Origin of the sequence: Streptomyces sp. NPDC002209, assembly GCF_042890265.1 — a bacterium.
In the GTDB taxonomy this organism is placed as follows: domain Bacteria; phylum Actinomycetota; class Actinomycetes; order Streptomycetales; family Streptomycetaceae; genus Streptomyces.
Genome location: NZ_JBIARX010000003.1, coordinates 119,686 through 135,794 on the forward strand (window position 1 = coordinate 119,686; position 16,109 = coordinate 135,794).

General features: G+C 71.4%; 12 protein-coding genes. 11 read left to right on the plus strand and 1 reads right to left on the minus strand.

Annotated elements, in window-relative coordinates; genetic code table 11:
• Positions 1-52 precede the first annotated feature (52 nt).
• Positions 53-1,045 (plus strand): DUF4349 domain-containing protein, encoded by a 993-nt coding sequence (locus ACFYXK_RS08135; RefSeq protein WP_389410337.1) that lies wholly within the window; start codon positions 53-55, stop codon positions 1,043-1,045.
• A gap of 60 nt (positions 1,046-1,105) precedes the next feature.
• Positions 1,106-2,503: an FAD-dependent oxidoreductase gene (locus ACFYXK_RS08140; protein ID WP_389410338.1), complete on the plus strand. Its 1,398-nt coding sequence runs from the start codon at positions 1,106-1,108 to the stop codon at positions 2,501-2,503.
• Positions 2,504-2,567: 64 nt separating this feature from the next.
• Here ACFYXK_RS08140 and hemE read toward each other — a convergent pair whose 3' ends face one another.
• Entirely contained in the window at positions 2,568-3,632 is a 1,065-nt protein-coding gene (gene hemE, locus ACFYXK_RS08145; protein WP_389410339.1) for a uroporphyrinogen decarboxylase, read from the minus strand.
• Between the two features lie 91 nt (positions 3,633-3,723).
• Here hemE and ACFYXK_RS08150 point away from each other — a divergent pair, with 91 nt between their 5' ends.
• From ACFYXK_RS08150 to ACFYXK_RS08190, 9 genes are all read left to right on the plus strand, one after another.
• Positions 3,724-4,380, plus strand: coding sequence for a DUF3000 domain-containing protein (locus ACFYXK_RS08150; protein ID WP_383509028.1), 657 nt, complete (start codon positions 3,724-3,726; stop codon positions 4,378-4,380).
• Between the two features lie 305 nt (positions 4,381-4,685).
• Complete coding sequence (locus tag ACFYXK_RS08155; protein WP_007267191.1) at positions 4,686-5,348, plus strand: response regulator transcription factor; 663 nt, start codon at positions 4,686-4,688, stop codon at positions 5,346-5,348.
• Positions 5,349-5,472: 124 nt separating this feature from the next.
• On the plus strand, positions 5,473-6,744 hold the full coding sequence (locus ACFYXK_RS08160) for an HRDC domain-containing protein (protein ID WP_389410340.1): 1,272 nt from the start codon (positions 5,473-5,475) through the stop codon (positions 6,742-6,744).
• A 118-nt stretch (positions 6,745-6,862) separates the two neighbouring features.
• The gene (locus ACFYXK_RS08165; RefSeq protein ID WP_389410341.1) at positions 6,863-7,600 is read left to right on the plus strand and encodes a ferritin-like domain-containing protein; all 738 of its coding nucleotides are present in this window, start codon (positions 6,863-6,865) and stop codon (positions 7,598-7,600) included.
• Positions 7,601-7,775: 175 nt separating this feature from the next.
• The gene (locus ACFYXK_RS08170; RefSeq protein WP_030234769.1) at positions 7,776-9,002 is read left to right on the plus strand and encodes an acetyl-CoA C-acyltransferase; all 1,227 of its coding nucleotides are present in this window, start codon (positions 7,776-7,778) and stop codon (positions 9,000-9,002) included.
• Positions 8,999-11,128, plus strand: a complete 2,130-nt coding sequence (locus ACFYXK_RS08175) for a 3-hydroxyacyl-CoA dehydrogenase NAD-binding domain-containing protein (protein WP_389410342.1) — start codon at positions 8,999-9,001, stop codon at positions 11,126-11,128. The genes ACFYXK_RS08170 and ACFYXK_RS08175 overlap by 4 nt, the downstream gene beginning before the upstream one ends.
• A 174-nt stretch (positions 11,129-11,302) precedes the next feature.
• Positions 11,303-12,343, plus strand: a complete 1,041-nt coding sequence (locus ACFYXK_RS08180) for a signaling protein (protein ID WP_389410343.1) — start codon at positions 11,303-11,305, stop codon at positions 12,341-12,343.
• A gap of 170 nt (positions 12,344-12,513) precedes the next feature.
• Positions 12,514-14,508 carry a hypothetical protein gene (locus tag ACFYXK_RS08185; RefSeq protein WP_389410344.1) on the plus strand — a complete coding sequence of 665 codons (1,995 nt, stop codon included), beginning with the start codon at positions 12,514-12,516 and terminating at the stop codon, positions 14,506-14,508.
• 93 nt (positions 14,509-14,601) lie between these two features.
• Positions 14,602-16,107 carry an SDR family NAD(P)-dependent oxidoreductase gene (locus ACFYXK_RS08190; protein ID WP_389410345.1) on the plus strand — a complete coding sequence of 502 codons (1,506 nt, stop codon included), beginning with the start codon at positions 14,602-14,604 and terminating at the stop codon, positions 16,105-16,107.
• The last annotated feature ends 2 nt before the right edge of the window (positions 16,108-16,109 follow it).

Sequence of the window (16,109 nt, forward strand, 5' to 3'; positions counted from 1 at the left end):
AGCCGATCCTCGGGGGGTACCACCGATGCGCACCAGCAGTAGAGGCACCGCTGTGAAACACCGCACGGCGGCCACCCTGGCCGCCCTGTCCCTGGCCGGAGCGCTCGCGCTCACCGGGTGCGGCGCCGGCCAGGACACCGCCGGCCCGGCCTCGGCCGACAAGGCCGCGGCCGGGGCTGCGCAGGGCGCGGCCCGGGGCAAGCCGGGGGCGGCCGCGGCGGCCCCCTCGGCCGCCGCCGGGACCTCGGGCTCCGATGCGGCCGGGAAGGGCCAGCCGCCGGCCGCCGTACGCCCGCACGTCATCCGTACGGCGACCCTGGCCCTCGAGACGGCGGACGCGCAGAAGGCGCTGGCCGCGGCCCGTACGGCGGCGGAGGGCGCGGGCGGGTACGTCGGCAACGAGTCCACCAGGCGCGGCGAGGACGGCCGGATGACGTCCACGCTGACCCTGCGCGTGCCGGGCGACCGCTTCGACGCGGTGCTCGGCGCGATGGAGGGCAGCGGGAAGCTCCTGAACCGCAAGGTCGAGGCGCAGGACGTGACCGAGAAGGTGGCGGACGTCGACAGCCGGGTCAAGTCGCAGCAGGCGAGCGTGGCCCGGGTGCGGGAGATGATGGACAAGGCTTCGGCGCTCGGTGACGTGGTGATGCTGGAGAGCGAGCTGAGCAAGCGCCAGTCGGACCTGGAGTCGCTGCTCGCACAGCAGACGGCGCTGAAGGACCAGACCTCGATGGGCACGATCACGATGGAGGTCTCGGAGCCGGCGCCCGAGGCGGCGCAGAAGCCGAAGGACGAGGAGCCGACCTTCCTGGGCGCCCTGAGCGGTGGTTGGAACGTCTTCACGACGATCGTGCGGTACCTGACCCTGGTGATCGCCGTCCTGCTGCCGTTCGCGGTCACGGCCGCGGTGGTGCTGCTGTGCTTCCGCGCGTACCGGCGGCTGCGCCCGGCGAAGGCGAAGGCGGGGCTGACGCCGGGGAAGGTTCCGGCCGTACCGGGGGCTCGGTCCGCGGACCCGACGGAAAAGACCCACCTCCCGGACTGAACACGCATTCGGCCGTAGCGTGTTGGGTACGAGACGGCGGCGCGCAGGACGGGGCGGACGATGGCGACGGAACGACTGGTGGTGGTCGGCGGCGACGCGGCGGGGATGTCCGCCGCGTCCCAGGCCCGGCGGCTGAAGGGCCCGGCGGAGCTGGAGATCGTCGCCTTCGAGCGCGGGCACTTCACGTCGTACTCGGCGTGCGGGATCCCGTACTGGATCGGCGGCCAGGTCCCCGGGCGGGACGCGCTGATCGCCCGTACGCCCGAGGAGCACCGCGCCCGGGACATCGACCTGCGCATGCGCACGGAGGTGGTGGAGCTCGACGTGGCCGGGGGCCGGGTCCGTGCCCGCGATCTGGAATCCGGATCCGAATCCTGGACGGGCTACGACAAGCTCGTCCTGGCCACGGGGGCCCGGCCGGTCCGGCCCCGGCTGCCCGGGATCGGCGCGCACGGGGTGCACGGCGTCCAGACCCTGGACGACGGCCAGCGCCTGATGGCTTCGCTGGAACTCACCGAGGGGCCGGAGCACCGCGAGGGCCGCAGGGCGGTGGTCGTCGGTGCCGGCTACATCGGCGTGGAGATGGCGGAGGCGCTGGTGGCGCGGGGGCACGAGGTCACCGTCCTGCACCGCGGTCGGCAGCCGATGGCGACGCTGGACCCGGACATGGGCGCCCTGGTGCACGCCGCGATGAACCGGATGGGGATCCGCACGGTGTCCGGGGCGGAGGTCACGAAGATCCTCACGGACGATCGGGGCGCGGTCCGCGCGGTGGCCACGGCGGCGGGCGAGGAGTACCCGGCGGACGTGGTCGTGCTCGGCATCGGCGTGGAGCCCCGCACGGCGCTGGCCCGCGCGGCGGGACTGCCGCTCGGCGAGTCCGGCGGGCTCCTCACGGACCTCTCGATGCGGGTCCGGGGCCACGAGAACATCTGGTCGGGCGGCGACTGCGTGGAGGTCCTGGACCTGGTGGCGGGCCGGATGCGGCACATCCCGCTGGGCACGCACGCCAACAAGCACGGCCAGGTGATCGGTTCGGGCGTGGGCGGCGGCTACGCCACCTTCCCGGGAGTGGTGGGCACGGCGGTGAGCAAGGTCTGCAACCTGGAGATCGCCCGTACGGGCCTGCGCGAGAAGGACGCCCTGGCGGCGGGCCTGCGGTTCGTCACGGCGACGATCAGCTCGACGACGACGGCGGGCTACTACCCCACCGCCGCGGACATGACGGTCAAAATGCTGGCGGAACACCGCACGGGGCGCCTGCTCGGCGTCCAGATCGTCGGCGGCGCGGGCTCGGCGAAGCGCGTGGACATCGCGGCGGTCGCCCTCACGGCCGGCATGACGGTGGACCAGGTCGTATCCCTGGACCTGGGCTACGCCCCACCGTTCTCACCCGTGTGGGACCCGGTCCTGGTGGCGGCCCGCAAGGCGGTGAGCGCCGTCCGCGCGGCGGCCTAGGCGGGCCCTGCGGACCCGTCCCCGCCCCGCCCCGGCAAAGGGCGGGGACGAGAATCCCCGGAGCTCAGCGCTGGGTCCGGGTGTGGACGTAGTCCACCAGGCGGGTCAGGGCGTCCGGCGGGGTCGTCGGGAGGACGCCGTGGCCCAGGTTGAAGACGTGGCCCTCCAGGCCCGACGCCGCCGCGAGGACCTCGTCGGTCTTCGACCGCACGGCCTCCTCGGTGGAGAACAGCACCGCCGGGTCCAGGTTGCCCTGGAGCGCCTTGCCGGGGCCGACCCGGCGGGCGGCCTCGTCGAGCGCGACGCGGTAGTCGACGCCCACGACGTCCGCGCCGGCCTCACCCATCAGGCCGAGCAGCTCGCCCGTGCCCACGCCGAAGTGGATGCGCGGGACTCCGTACGAGGCGACGGACTGCAAGACCTTCGCCGACGCCGGCATCACCGAGCGGCGGTAGTCCGCCGGGGCCAGCGCGCCGACCCAGGAGTCGAAGAGCTGCACCGCGGAGGCGCCGGCCTCGATCTGGACCTTCAGGAAGGCGGAGGTGATCTCCGCGAGGCGGTCCAGCAGGTCGGCCCAGAGCTCCGGGTCGCCGTACATGAGGGCCTTGGTGTGCTCGTGGTTCTTCGACGGGCCGCCCTCGACCAGGTAGCTCGCGAGGGTGAAAGGCGCACCCGCGAAACCGATCAACGGCGTGGCGCCCAGTTCACCCGTGAGCATGCCGATCGCCTCGGTGACGTACGGGACGTCCTCCGGTGTGAGGTCGCGCAGCTGTGCGAGGTCCTCGCGGCGGCGGATCGGCTGGGCGACGACCGGGCCGATGCCCGGCTTGATGTCCAGGTCGATGCCGATGGCCTTGAGCGGAACCACGATGTCGGAGAAGAAGATCGCCGCGTCCACGTTGTGGCGGCGGACCGGCTGGAGCGTGATCTCCGTGACCAGGTCGGGCCGCATGCACGACTCCAGCATCTGGGTCCCCTCGCGCACCTTGCGGTACTCGGGGAGCGAGCGCCCGGCCTGCCGCATGAACCACACCGGGGTGTGCGGCACCGGCTCCCGCCGGCACGCCTTCAGGAAGGCGGAATCGTACGTCTGACTCGGCTGGCCCTGGGGGCGGTGGTTGGCGCTCACGCGCCAAATCTTCGCACGTATGAAGAAGTGCCCGGCCCGGCGCGGGTGTCCCTGCACCGCGGGGACGCTCGTTCCGCCTAGTCTTCCCCGCATGGCTGCGGCTCAGGGACGATTTTCAGATGGCGCTGACGGCGTGGACAGCGCGAAGGAGAGCTCCGTTCCGCTCCCGTTCCGACGCGCGGTCGACGGCTTGAAGAAGGCGCGCCTGCGTCCGGGGATCGAGATCGACCCCACCAGACCGCCCCAGCGCCTGGCCCCGCACGCCTATGCCCTGGAGGCCGCGGTCGTGGACGGGGAGGACGACCTGGCCGACGGCCGGCTCATCCTGCTCCACGATCCGTCCGGGCACGAGGCCTGGCACGGGACGTTCCGCCTGGTGACGCTCGTACGCGCCGAGCTCGAGCCCGAGATGGCCGCCGACCCCCTCCTCCCCGAGGTGTGCTGGTCCTGGCTGACGGGAGCGCTGGAGGCGCGCGGTCTGGCGTACGGGGAGGCGAGCGGGACCGTGACCATGGCGGGCTCGCACTACTTCGGCGGACTGGCGGAGCGGCGGCCGGCCACGCAGATCGAGATCAGGGCCTCGTGGACGCCGCGCGAGGGTGTGGGCGGGGTGCCGGACACCTCGGCGCACCTGTCGGCGTGGTGCGAGCTGCTGTGCCAGATCGCGGGGCTCCCGCCGGTCGGGCCGACGGACTCGGGGACGGGCGTGGTCTCCCTGCCACAGCGGCGCGGTCCGCACCACCCGTAGCCGTGGCGCCGTACGGCGGCGCCCGGGCGGCCGCCGGGGCCGCGCACCGTCCGAATGCACCGCGCCCCGTAGAACGGCCGATCGAGCGACGGCGGCGGGATGTCGGAACCGGGCAGCCGTTGTGGGCTTCTGATCACCCGATGATCGATCGTGCGTCCGAATTGCCCGAATTGTTACTCACCAAATCGTGATCATTCCCTAAAGCCGGGCGGGTGACGTGCCGAAGGAGTCAGTGACCATCCGCACGGTTCGCACCGGCTTCCTTCCCCGAGCCGGCCGTCCCGCCACTCCCCCAGGAGGCCTAGGTGTCCGTTCTTCTCGAGCAGCCCGCAAGCCTGGTCGCCTACCGCCCGAACAAGCCGACGGCCATGGTCGTCGTGGCCGACCCGCGCGTGCGTTCCACCGTGACCCGCCATCTGTGGGCCCTCGGAGTCCGTGACGTGATCGAGGCGTCGTCCATCGCGGAGGCCCGCCCCCGCGTCGGCAGCCCGCGCGACATCTGCGTGGCCGACGTACACCTGCCCGACGGTTCCGGTCTCACCCTGCTCTCCGAGACGCGGGCCGCCGGCTGGCCGAACGGCCTGGCCCTGTCCGCCGCCGACGACATCGGCGCCGTACGCAACGCCCTCGCGGGCGGAGTGAAGGGCTACGTCGTCACCGGCACGCGGACCAACATCGGGCTCCCCACCCGGCCCGGCGCCGCCCCCATCGGGGCTGCCGCCGCCCGTATGCACCGCCGCCCCCCGGGTGCCCCGAGCCACCCGGGCGGCTACCGCGAGCTCTCCGGCCGCGAGGTCGAGGTCCTGCGCCTCGTCGCGGAGGGCCAGTCCAACAAGGCCATCGGCGTCTCGATGGGCCTGTCCGCCCTGACCGTCAAGTCCCACCTCGCCCGGATCGCCCGCAAGCTGGGAACCGGCGACCGGGCCGGGATGGTCGCCGTCGCCCTGCGGACCGGGATCATCCACTGACACCTCCCGGCGACCCCCCGGCAAACCCTGGGGAAAGCCGGGGATTCGCCCCCACCTCCACCTCGCGCCCGTCGACGGAACGTTCCGGCGACGGGCGCGCCGTATCCGCGGATACCCTTGAGCGGTGACCGACGCCCAAGAGACCGCAGCAGACCTGCGCACCACCACCGGGGGCGGCCCCCCGGACGACGTCGAAAAGGCGCCGATTCCGTTGCTCGAGCCCCGCGAGGGGATCCCTCCGGTGGTCGCCGACGAGGACGCACTCGCCCGGGTGGTCGCGGCCTTCGCCGCGGGCACCGGGCCCGTTGCCGTCGACGCCGAGCGCGCCTCCGGATACCGCTACGGCCAGCGCGCCTATCTGGTGCAGCTGCGCCGCGAGGGCGCAGGATCCGCGCTGATCGACCCGGTCGGCTGCCCCGACCTGTCCGCACTGGGCGAGGCCCTGTCCGGTACCGAGTGGATCCTGCACGCCGCCACCCAGGACCTGCCGTGCCTGCGCGAAATAGGCATGGTTCCCACCTCCCTGTTCGACACCGAGCTGGCCGGCCGCCTCGCCGGCTTCCCCCGGGTCGGACTGGGCGCGATGGTCGAGAGCGTGCTCGGCTACGCGCTGGAGAAGGGCCACTCCGCCGTCGACTGGTCCACCCGCCCGCTCCCCGAGCCGTGGCTGCGCTACGCCGCGCTCGACGTGGAGCTGCTGGTGGACCTGCGGGACGCGCTGGAGAAGGAACTGGACCGGCAGGGCAAGCTGGAATGGGCCCGGCAGGAGTTCGACGCCATCGCCGCCGCCCCGCCCGCGCCGCCGCGCAAGGATCCCTGGCGCCGTACGTCCGGCATGCACAAGGTGCGCCGGCGCCGGCAGATGGCCGTCGTACGCGAGCTGTGGGAGTCCCGGGACCGGATCGCGCAGCGGCGTGACGTGTCGCCCGGCAAGGTGCTGGGGGATGCGGCGATCGTCGAGGCCGCGCTCGCGCTGCCGGCGAACGTGCACGCGCTGTCGGCCCTGCCCGGGTACGGGCAGCGGATGGGCCGGCGCCAGCTGGAGCAGTGGATGGCCGCCGTGGACCGGGCGAAGGCCCTGCCAGAGAGCTCGCTGCCGCAGCCGGGGGCGACCCCGGCCGGCCCGCCGCCGCCGCGTTCGTGGGCGGACAAGGACCCGGCGGCCGCGGCGCGGCTGGCGGCGGCGCGCACCGCCGTCTCGGCGCTCGCGGAGGGGCTGAACCTGCCCCAGGAGAACCTGATCACCCCGGACACGGTCCGCCGGCTGTGCTGGGAGCCGCCGCAGCGGCTCGAGGCGGACACGGTGGCGCAGGCACTCGCGGTCCACGGCGCCCGTCCGTGGCAGATCGAGCAGGTGACGCCGGCGCTGGTCACGGCCCTGGCCGCGACCGCCTGACGCCCCGGTTCCCCAAAGAGCCCCCGGCCCACCGGCCGGGGGCTCTCTCTGTCCCGGTTCCGCAACAGGGACGCCGAGCCACTTTTGAACATGCTCAAACCTCGCTAGCTTTTTGAACATGATCAATAGGGGGTACGGGGAATGGGTACGCGACTTCGAGGCCGAGCGGGAGCGCCGCGCCGCGGTCGGGGATCCGCAGTGGGACCGGGGGGCCGCCCTCGATCCGGCGCTCGTCCGGAGCCTGCAGCGGTTCCAGGTCGGTGAGGACGGGGACGGCTCGGCCCTGATCGGCAAGGCGGACCGAGCCGGGGACCCGGTCTACGCGCAGGCCGCGCGGCTCTTCGTGGCGGAGGAGCAGAACCACGCGCGGATGCTGGCACTGCTCCTGACGGCCGGCGGGGCCGAGACCCTGGCGGGGCACTGGAGCGACGCGGCGTTCGTACGGCTGCGGCGGCTGCTGGGGCTGCGGGTGGAGCTGCTGGTGCTCATGGTGGCGGAGGCCGTGGCCCTGCGGTACTACCGGGCGGTGCGGGACGGGGCCCCCGATCCGCTGGCCGCGGAGGTGGCCGGGCGGATCCTCGCGGACGAGGAGCGCCACGTCCCCTTCCACTGCCGGCGGCTGCGCGAGGCACTGGCGCCCCTCCCGGCTCCCGCCCGCCGGGCCGCCACCCTGGCCTGGCAGGCCATGCTCGCGGGGGCGGGCGCGTTCGTGGCGGTGGACCACGGCCCGGCGCTGCGCCACCTCGGCCTCCGGCGCCGCCGCTTCGTGGCGAACGTGATCCGCTCCTCCGGCCCCCTGGCCAGGGCGATGTCCACCGCTCCCGCCCCGGCCGGGTCCAGCCCGGCCGGCGTCTGAGGCGCGGGGCCCGGGGTCGAGCGCCCGCGCGGGAGTGTGACCTTCGCCGCTCCTCCGGGAGGGGGTGTGCACGCCGGTTACCGGCAAGTAGCATGGCCGGGTGAGCGGGCGCTCAGCCACCGGCCGACCGCGCCCCCGCGCAGCAGTGCACACCCGCACCTGGAGGAGAGCCAACGTGCCTCGTACCGTCAGGGACGTCGTCTTCGTCGACGGCGTCCGCACCCCGTTCGGCAAGGCGGGCCCGAAGGGCATCTACCACGAGACCCGCGCCGACGACCTCGTCGTGAAGGCGATCCGGGAGCTGCTGCGCCGCAACCCGGACCTGGACCCCAAGAAGATCGACGAGGTCGCCATCGCCGCGACCACGCAGATCGGTGACCAGGGCCTGACGCTGGGCCGTACCGCCGGCATCCTCGCGGGCCTCCCGCAGTCCGTCCCGGGCTACTCCATCGACCGCATGTGCGCCGGCGCGCTGACCGCCGTCACCGCCGTCGCGGGCGGCGTGGCCTTCGGTGCGTACGACGTCGCCCTCGCCGGCGGTGTCGAGCACATGGGCCGCCACCCCATGGGCGAGGGCGTCGACCCGAACCCGCGCTTCGTCTCCGAGAAGCTGGTCGACGAGTCCGCCCTGTTCATGGGCATGACCGCCGAGAACCTGCACGACCGGTACCCGACGATCACCAAGCTCCGCGCCGACGAGTACGCCGTGCGCTCGCAGGAGAAGGCCGCCAAGGCGTACGCCGACGGCAAGATCCAGCAGGACCTGGTCCCGATCTCGGTGCGCAACACCAACGAGGCGGCCGGTGAGACGGGCTGGGGCCTGGTCACCACCGACGAGCCGATGCGCCCGGGCACCACGCTGGAGAACCTGGCCGGCCTGAAGACCCCGTTCCGTACGCACGGCCGGGTCACCGCGGGCAACGCCGCCGGTCTCAACGACGGTGCCACCGCCGCCATCATCGCGTCCGAGGACTTCGCCCGCGAGAACAACCTCCCGGTCAAGATGCGCCTCGTCTCGTACTCCTTCGCGGGTGTCGAGCCGGAGGTCATGGGCTACGGCCCGATCCCGGCCACCGAGAAGGCCCTCGCCCAGGCCGGCCTGTCCATCGAGGACATAGGCCTGTTCGAGATCAACGAGGCGTTCGCGGTCCAGGTCCTCGCGTTCCTGGAGCACTACGGCATCGCCGACGACGACGCCCGCGTCAACCAGTACGGCGGCGCGATCGCGTTCGGCCACCCGCTGGCCTCCTCGGGCGTCCGCCTGATGACGCAGCTGGCCCGTCAGTTCGAGGAGCAGCCGCACGTCCGCTACGGCCTGACCACCATGTGCGTCGGCTTCGGCATGGGCGCGACCGTCATCTGGGAGAACCCGAACTTCAACGCCGAGGGAGACTCCAAGTGAGCACCACCGCTGAGCTCCTGAAGGGCGCGGCCGAGCTGTTCCCGGACGAGGTCGTCACGTCCGCGCACGTCCGCCACCTGGACCTGCCGTTCGGCGCCGGGCGCTTCGCGCTCATCACGCTGGACAACGGCTTCGACCACACCAAGCCGACCACCTTCGGCCCGCAGTCCCTCGCCAACCTGAACGCGGCGATCGACCAGGTCGAGCAGGAGGCCCTCGCGGGCTCCATCGTCGGCGCGGGCATCACCGGCAAGCCGTTCATCTTCGCGGTCGGCGCCGACCTCAAGGGTGTCGAGCTGCTGAAGCAGCACGACGAGGCGCTCGCCATCGGCAAGGGCGGCCACGACGTCTTCAAGCGCCTGTCCGCGCTGGCCGTCCCCACGTTCGCGTACTACAACGGCGCGGCGATGGGCGGCGGTGTCGAGGTCGGTCTGCACTGCACCTACCGCACCGTCTCGAAGGCCATCCCGGCCTTCTCGCTCCCCGAGGTCTTCCTCGGCCTGGTTCCCGGCTGGGGCGGCTGCGCCATCCTGCCGAACCTGATCGGCGCCGAGCGCGCGGTCTCGGTGATCATCGAGAACTCGCTCAACCAGAACAAGCAGCTGCGCGGCAAGCAGGTCTTCGACCTGGGCATCGCGGACGCCCTGTTCGAGGGCGCGGACTTCCTGGAGCAGTCGCTCCTGTGGACCGCGAACGTGCTGAACGGCACCACCGAGGTCGTCCGCGCCGAGATCGACCGCGGCGAGGCCTGGGACGCGGCCGTCGCCAAGGGCCGCTTCATCGCGGACTCCAAGGTGCACGGCGCCGCTCCCGCCGCCTACCGCGCGCTGGACATCATCGCCGCGGCCAAGTCGGGCGACCTCCAGGCCGGCTTCGACGCCGAGGACACCGCGCTCGCGGACCTCATCATGGGCGGCGAGCTGCGCTCGGGCATCTACGCCTTCAACCTGGTCCAGAAGCGCGCCAAGCGCCCGGCCGGTGCCCCGGACAAGTCGCTGGCCCGTCCGGTCACCAAGGTCGGCGTCGTCGGCGCGGGCCTGATGGCCTCACAGCTGGCGCTGCTCTTCCTGCGCCGCCTGGAGGTGCCGGTGGTCCTCACCGACATCGACCAGGAGCGCGTGGACAAGGGTGTGGGCTACGTCCACGCCGAGATCCAGAAGCTGCTCGGCAAGGGCCGCATCAACCAGGACAAGGCCAACCGCCTGACCGCCCTGGTGACCGGTGTCCTGGACAAGGCCGAGGGCTTCGCGGACGCGGACTTCATCATCGAGGCCGTGTTCGAGGAGATGTCCGTCAAGCAGAAGGTGTTCGCGGAGGTCGAGGCGGTCGCCCCGGCGCACGCGATCCTCGCCACCAACACCTCCTCGCTGTCGGTGTCGGAGATGGCCTCCAAGCTCCGGCACCCGGAGCGCGTGGTCGGCTTCCACTTCTTCAACCCGGTCGCGATCCTCCCGCTGCTGGAGATCGTCCGCGGTGAGCAGACCGACGACGCCTCGCTGGCCACGGCCTTCGGCGTCGCCAAGAAGCTGAAGAAGACCGCGGTCCTCACCAAGGACGCCCCGGCGTTCGTCGTGAACCGCATCCTGACCCGCTTCATGGGCGAGATCCAGAACGTCATCGACGAGGGCACCCCGGTCGTCACGGCGGAGAAGGCCATCGAGCCGCTCGGCCTGCCGATGTCCCCGCTGGTGCTGCTGGAGCTCGTCGGCCCGGCGATCGGCCTGCACGTCTCGGAGACCCTGAACCGCGCCTTCCCGGAGCGCTTCACCGTGTCCCCGAACCTCGCTGCGGTCGTCAAGGCCGGCAAGCGCGGCTTCTACGTCTACGATTCCGGCAAGCCGGAGCTGGACCCCGAGGTCGCCGCGCTCCTGGTCCAGGGCGATGTCGTCCTGACCGAGGAGCAGGTCCGCGACCGCGTCCTGGACGCGGTGGCGCAGGAGATCGGCCTGATGCTGGAGGAGGGTGTCGTGGCCGAGGCCCAGGACATCGACCTCTGCCTCATCACGGGCGCCGGCTGGCCCTTCCACCTGGGCGGCATCACGCCGTACCTGGACCGCGAGGGCGTCTCGGAGCGCGTGAACGGCAAGAAGTTCCTCGCCCCGGGTCTGGCGAGCGTCCCGGCCTGAGGCCTGCACGCCCGTACGTCCGCCCGTACCGCGGGCGGTGCGTGAGCACCGCGGACGCCCGTCCCCCTCGTGGGGGCGGGCGTCCGCCGTTCTGCGGGGCTGGGCGGGGCGGGGCACGGCCCAGCGCCCGGCCCGGCGCGGAACTCGCCCGTCCGGGCTGGCAGAATACGGTCCATGGCGGATGGCAAGACACCTTTCAGCCGCCGGACCCTGCTGTTCGCGGGCGGCGCCGTGGCCGCCGGCCTCACCACGAGCGGTCTGTCCTGGGCGCTGCGCACCGGGGCCGGCGAGCAGGACGATTCCCGGCCGGTGGCCGGTGAGTTCGACATGCGGACCGGTACGCAGCTGCTCGCTTCGACTCCGCTGTTCAATACGACGGGGCCGCAGTCGTTCGCGTTCGACGACACGAACGGCCAGGTCTACACCCTGCAGACCGTCCAGGCCGGTATCCGGCTCGACGACGAGGAGGACGCGGTCGACGCGGGTGACCGCAAGACTTCCGGCGACATGTGCCTGACCCGGCTGAGCAGTTCGGGGAAAACGCTCGGGCACATGTATCTGCGCGGCTTCGGCCACGGAATTTCCTGTGGCGTCGAGCCGACGGGCCAGCGCACGTACATATGGGTGGAAGGCAGGGCCGACGCCGGGAGCGGCTACGGCCGCACGGTGGTCCGGGTGCCGTTCAAGGACGGTTCGGTCCTCGACAGTTCCGACGAGTCCGTCCGCCATTTCGATCCGGTTCCCGGATCCACCGAGGTCTCCCCCGCGCTTGACCTGCCCGGCGAGCGGGTCCTGGTGAGCCACGAGGAGGAGGGCGTACACCGGTTCTCGGTGTACGGGATGGCGGATTTCCTGGCGGGGCGTTTCACCCCCGCACAGGTCATCAAGGCCGGGGTGCAGGTCCAGGAAGAGGAGTGGTTCCAGGGCTGCGCGCTGTACGGGGACTTCGTCTACGTACTGACCGGCAACCCGTATACCGGGCAGAACGGGAACAATCCCCGGAAGTCCGGTGGAAATACATATGTCTCGGCAATTGACGTCCGCACCGGCAAGGCGCAAGGGCGTCACCTCGTGACCGTGGCACCCGATCTGGCCTACCGGGAGCCGGAGGGAATCGCGGTCGGCCTGGCCGGCGGACGGCCGGCATTGTGCGTCGGATTTTCCGTGAAGGCGAAGGACCGGCGCGAGCTGGCGCTGTATCGCTACACCCTCTGAGGACCCCCGCAAGAGGGACTCGAGAGGGACTGATGTCACATGCCTTTGTGAAGAAGCCCTAAATCATTGGCCTGTGGTTCACCAGGCGTTCTAGAGCCGTCCATGAGGCTGCTTATACTACTGCGACACTTCACAGGATCCTTATACCTCCACGGGGGAGGCACCGCACCATGGGCTCCAAGCGGCTGCGAGCCGTGTTCGGCGTTCTGATCACGGCTGGGCTCATCCTCAGCTTCGTCGGGATGCTGGTCGCCGTCGCCTTCGTCTCGCTCCCCCTCTTCTCAGGCTGCGCCGCACTCAGCTACGTCGCCGACCTGATGCTCCACAACACCGAGTCGCCGACGCTGGAGAAGCTGCGCGACTCGCGCTTCGGCCTCACCATGCGCTTCCTGATCCGGCAGTTCCTGCTGCTCGGCCTGTGCGGGGCCATCGCCGACATCGAGTCGTTCGTGGCGCAGATGACGACCATCGGCCTGCTCCTGCTGTTCATCCTGCAGCTCGCGTACGGGGCGCTCCTCAAGCACGTCCGCAAGATGCGCAACGAACTCCCGTTCACCACGCGCGGGCTGGACCTGGAGGCGCTCGGCATCCGCCGCATGCCGCACCCGTTCCTGATGAACAAGCACGTCCGCAAGACGCTGCACCTGGACATCCCGCTGGTGGCCGGCTCGCTCGTCACCATCGCGACGGACGACTGGCGCTTCGTCACGTACGGCATGATCACCACCGTCTTCCTCGCCTACTTCTCGCTGCTGGTGCTGGTGCCCGACGCGCGCAACGCGCTCAAGCTGCCCACCACGGACGAGGCCATCGAGGAGCTCAACCACCAGCTGGCCGAATACCGCCCCCAGGTCGCGCTCTACTTCACCTTCGCTGCCGTCTCCAAAGACTTCATGTACCAGGTGAACATGTGGCTGGAGTCGCTGGAGTCGCTGGAGCTGCGGCCCATCATCGTGCTGCGCGAGCGGGCGACCCTGCGCTACCTGGACGCCACCTCGGTTCCCGTCATCTGCATTCCGAAGGCGGACAATCTCGCACGTATCGAGATGAACGAACTCCGTGTCGCCCTTTACCCCGGCAATGCGGGCAAGAACGTGCACATGCTGCAGCGCGCCGAGGTCAAGCACGTCTTCATCGGCCACGGCGACAGCGACAAGCTCGCGAGCAGCAACCGGGTCAGCAAGGTCTTCGACGAGATCTGGGTGGCCGGCCGGGCCGGCCGCGACCGCTACGAGCGCATCAAGCACGCCGTGTCGCACAACCAGATCGTCGAGGTCGGCCGCCCCCAGCTGATGCCCCTGCACCGCTGGACCGGCAGGGTCGCGAACGCCGTCCCCACCGTCATCTACGCCCCCACCTGGGAGGGCTGGACCGACGACGCCTGCTACACCTCGGTCATCCCGGCCGGCGAGAAGCTGATCAAGGCACTGCTCGACTACGACCGCGACATCCGCATCATCTACAAGCCGCATCCGCTGACCGGTTCGCGCTCCGCCGAGGCCGGTGCGGCGCACCGCCGCGTCATCGCCCTGCTCGAAGAGGACAACGCCCGGCGCTTCGGCCGCAACCTCACCGACTCCAAGGCCGCCGCCAAGAAGCTCGCCCGGATCGACCAGCGCATCGCCGACCTCTCCGAGCGCGGCGTCCGCTCCAAGTACCCGGACCTCACCGAGGAGGAGCGGACCGCGCGGATCCGGCGCAGCCGCAACCAGGCCGGGGCCCTGTACTGGAGCGCCGTCCCCGACGCCGCGCACCACGTGGTGACCGAGCGGATCCCGGCCCTGTACGACTGCTTCAACCAGTCCGACCTGCTCATCGGCGACATGTCCAGCGTCGTCTCCGACTTCGTCGCGACCCTGAAGCCGTACGCGATCTTCAACCTCGACGGCCTGCCGGACGACCAGTTCCGCAACGAGCAGCGGACGGCGTACGCCTCGTACCTGCTGGACGGGGACTGCAACGGTCTCGCCGAGGCCATCGAGGCCACGCTGAACCCGCGCGAGGACGTCATGGCCCCGTACCGCGAGCAGCTCAAGGAGTACCTCCTCGGCGAGGAGTACCCGCCGTCGATCGTCCGCTTCAACGCGGCCGCGAACAACCTCTACCGGCGGGGGCTGCGCGACTTCCCCATCGAGTACCCGGAGCAGGCCCCCTACCCCGTGTAGGCGAACCTCCCCGGTCCTCGCGTCGCACCGCCCGTCCACCCACCGCCCTGCCCGACCGCCGTGCCGCACCCCTCAGCTCAGGAAGAAGGAGCCTTGTCCTCCAGGCCCGTCCCCCACCGCACCGTCGCCGTCGTTCTCGCTGGGGGCACCGGCCAGCGCATCGGTCTCGAGATACCGAAGCAGCTGCTCAAGATCGCCGGCAAGCCGATCCTGGAGCACACGCTCCACGTCTTCGAGAACGCGCCGGACGTCGACGAGGTCATCCTCCTCATGACGCCCGCGTTCGTGGACGACGCCCGCCGCATCGTCGAGCGGGCCCGGCTGGGCAAGGTCACCCGGGTACTGGCCGGCGGCTCGACCCGCAGCGAGACCACCCGGATCGCCATCGAGGCCGCGGCCGCCGGGCTCGGCGAGGGCGAGGACTGCAACCTCCTCTTCCACGACGCGGTGCGCCCGCTGCTCTCGCAGCGAGTGGTGCGCGAATGCGTCGAGTCCCTCGAGCGCTACCAGGCCGTCGACGTCGCCATCCCCTCCTCCGACACCGTCATCGTGACCCGCACCCACGGCGACGACGGCGAGTTCATCACCGAGGTCCCCGACCGCTCCCGGCTGCGCCGCGGCCAGACCCCGCAGGGCTTCAGGCTCTCCACGATCCGCGCCGCGTACGAGCGGGCGGCCGCGGACCCCTTCTTCCAGGCCACCGACGACTGCTCCGTCGTCGTGAAGTACCTGCCCGACGTCCCGGTCCACGTGGTCACCGGCGACGACTACAACATGAAGGTCACCCAGCCCGTCGACGTCTTCATCGCCGACAAGCTGTTCCAGCTCGCCTCCCACGCCGCGCCCGCCCAGGCCGGCGAGGCCGCCTACCGCGAGCAGCTGGCCGGCAAGACGATGGTGGTCTTCGGCGGCTCGTACGGCATCGGTGCCGACATCTCCCGCATCGCGGAGGGCTTCGGCGCCCGCGTCTTCGCCCTGGGCCGCTCCACCACCGGCACGCACGTCGAGAACCCCGAGCACGTCGAGGAGGCCCTGGCCAAGGCCTACGCCGAGACCGGCCGCATCGACTACGTCGTCAACACCGCGGGCGTGCTGCGCGTCGGCCGCCTCGACGCGACCGACAACGAGACGATCCGCGAAGCGCTCGAGGTCAACTACCTCGCCCCCGTCAACATCGCCCGGACCTCGTACAAGTACCTGAGCGAGACCCAGGGCCAGCTGCTGCTCTTCACCTCCAGCAGCTACACTCGCGGCCGCGCCGAGTACAGCCTGTACTCCTCGACCAAGGCCGCCATGGTCAACCTGACCCAGGCGCTCGCCGACGAGTGGGCCGAGGACGGCATCCGCGTCAACTGCGTGAACCCGGAGCGCACCGCCACCCCGATGCGCACCAAGGCGTTCGGCCAGGAGCCCTCTGGATCGCTGCTCACCTCCGAGTCGGTCGCCCTGACCTCGCTGGACGTCCTGCTGTCGGAGATGACCGGCCACGTCATCGACGTGCGCAAGCAGGACCCCACCACGACGCCGGCGCAGCGCTCGGGCTTCGAGGCCGCGCTGGCGTCCGTACTGATCGCGACCACGGAGGACCAGGGGGTCTAGGC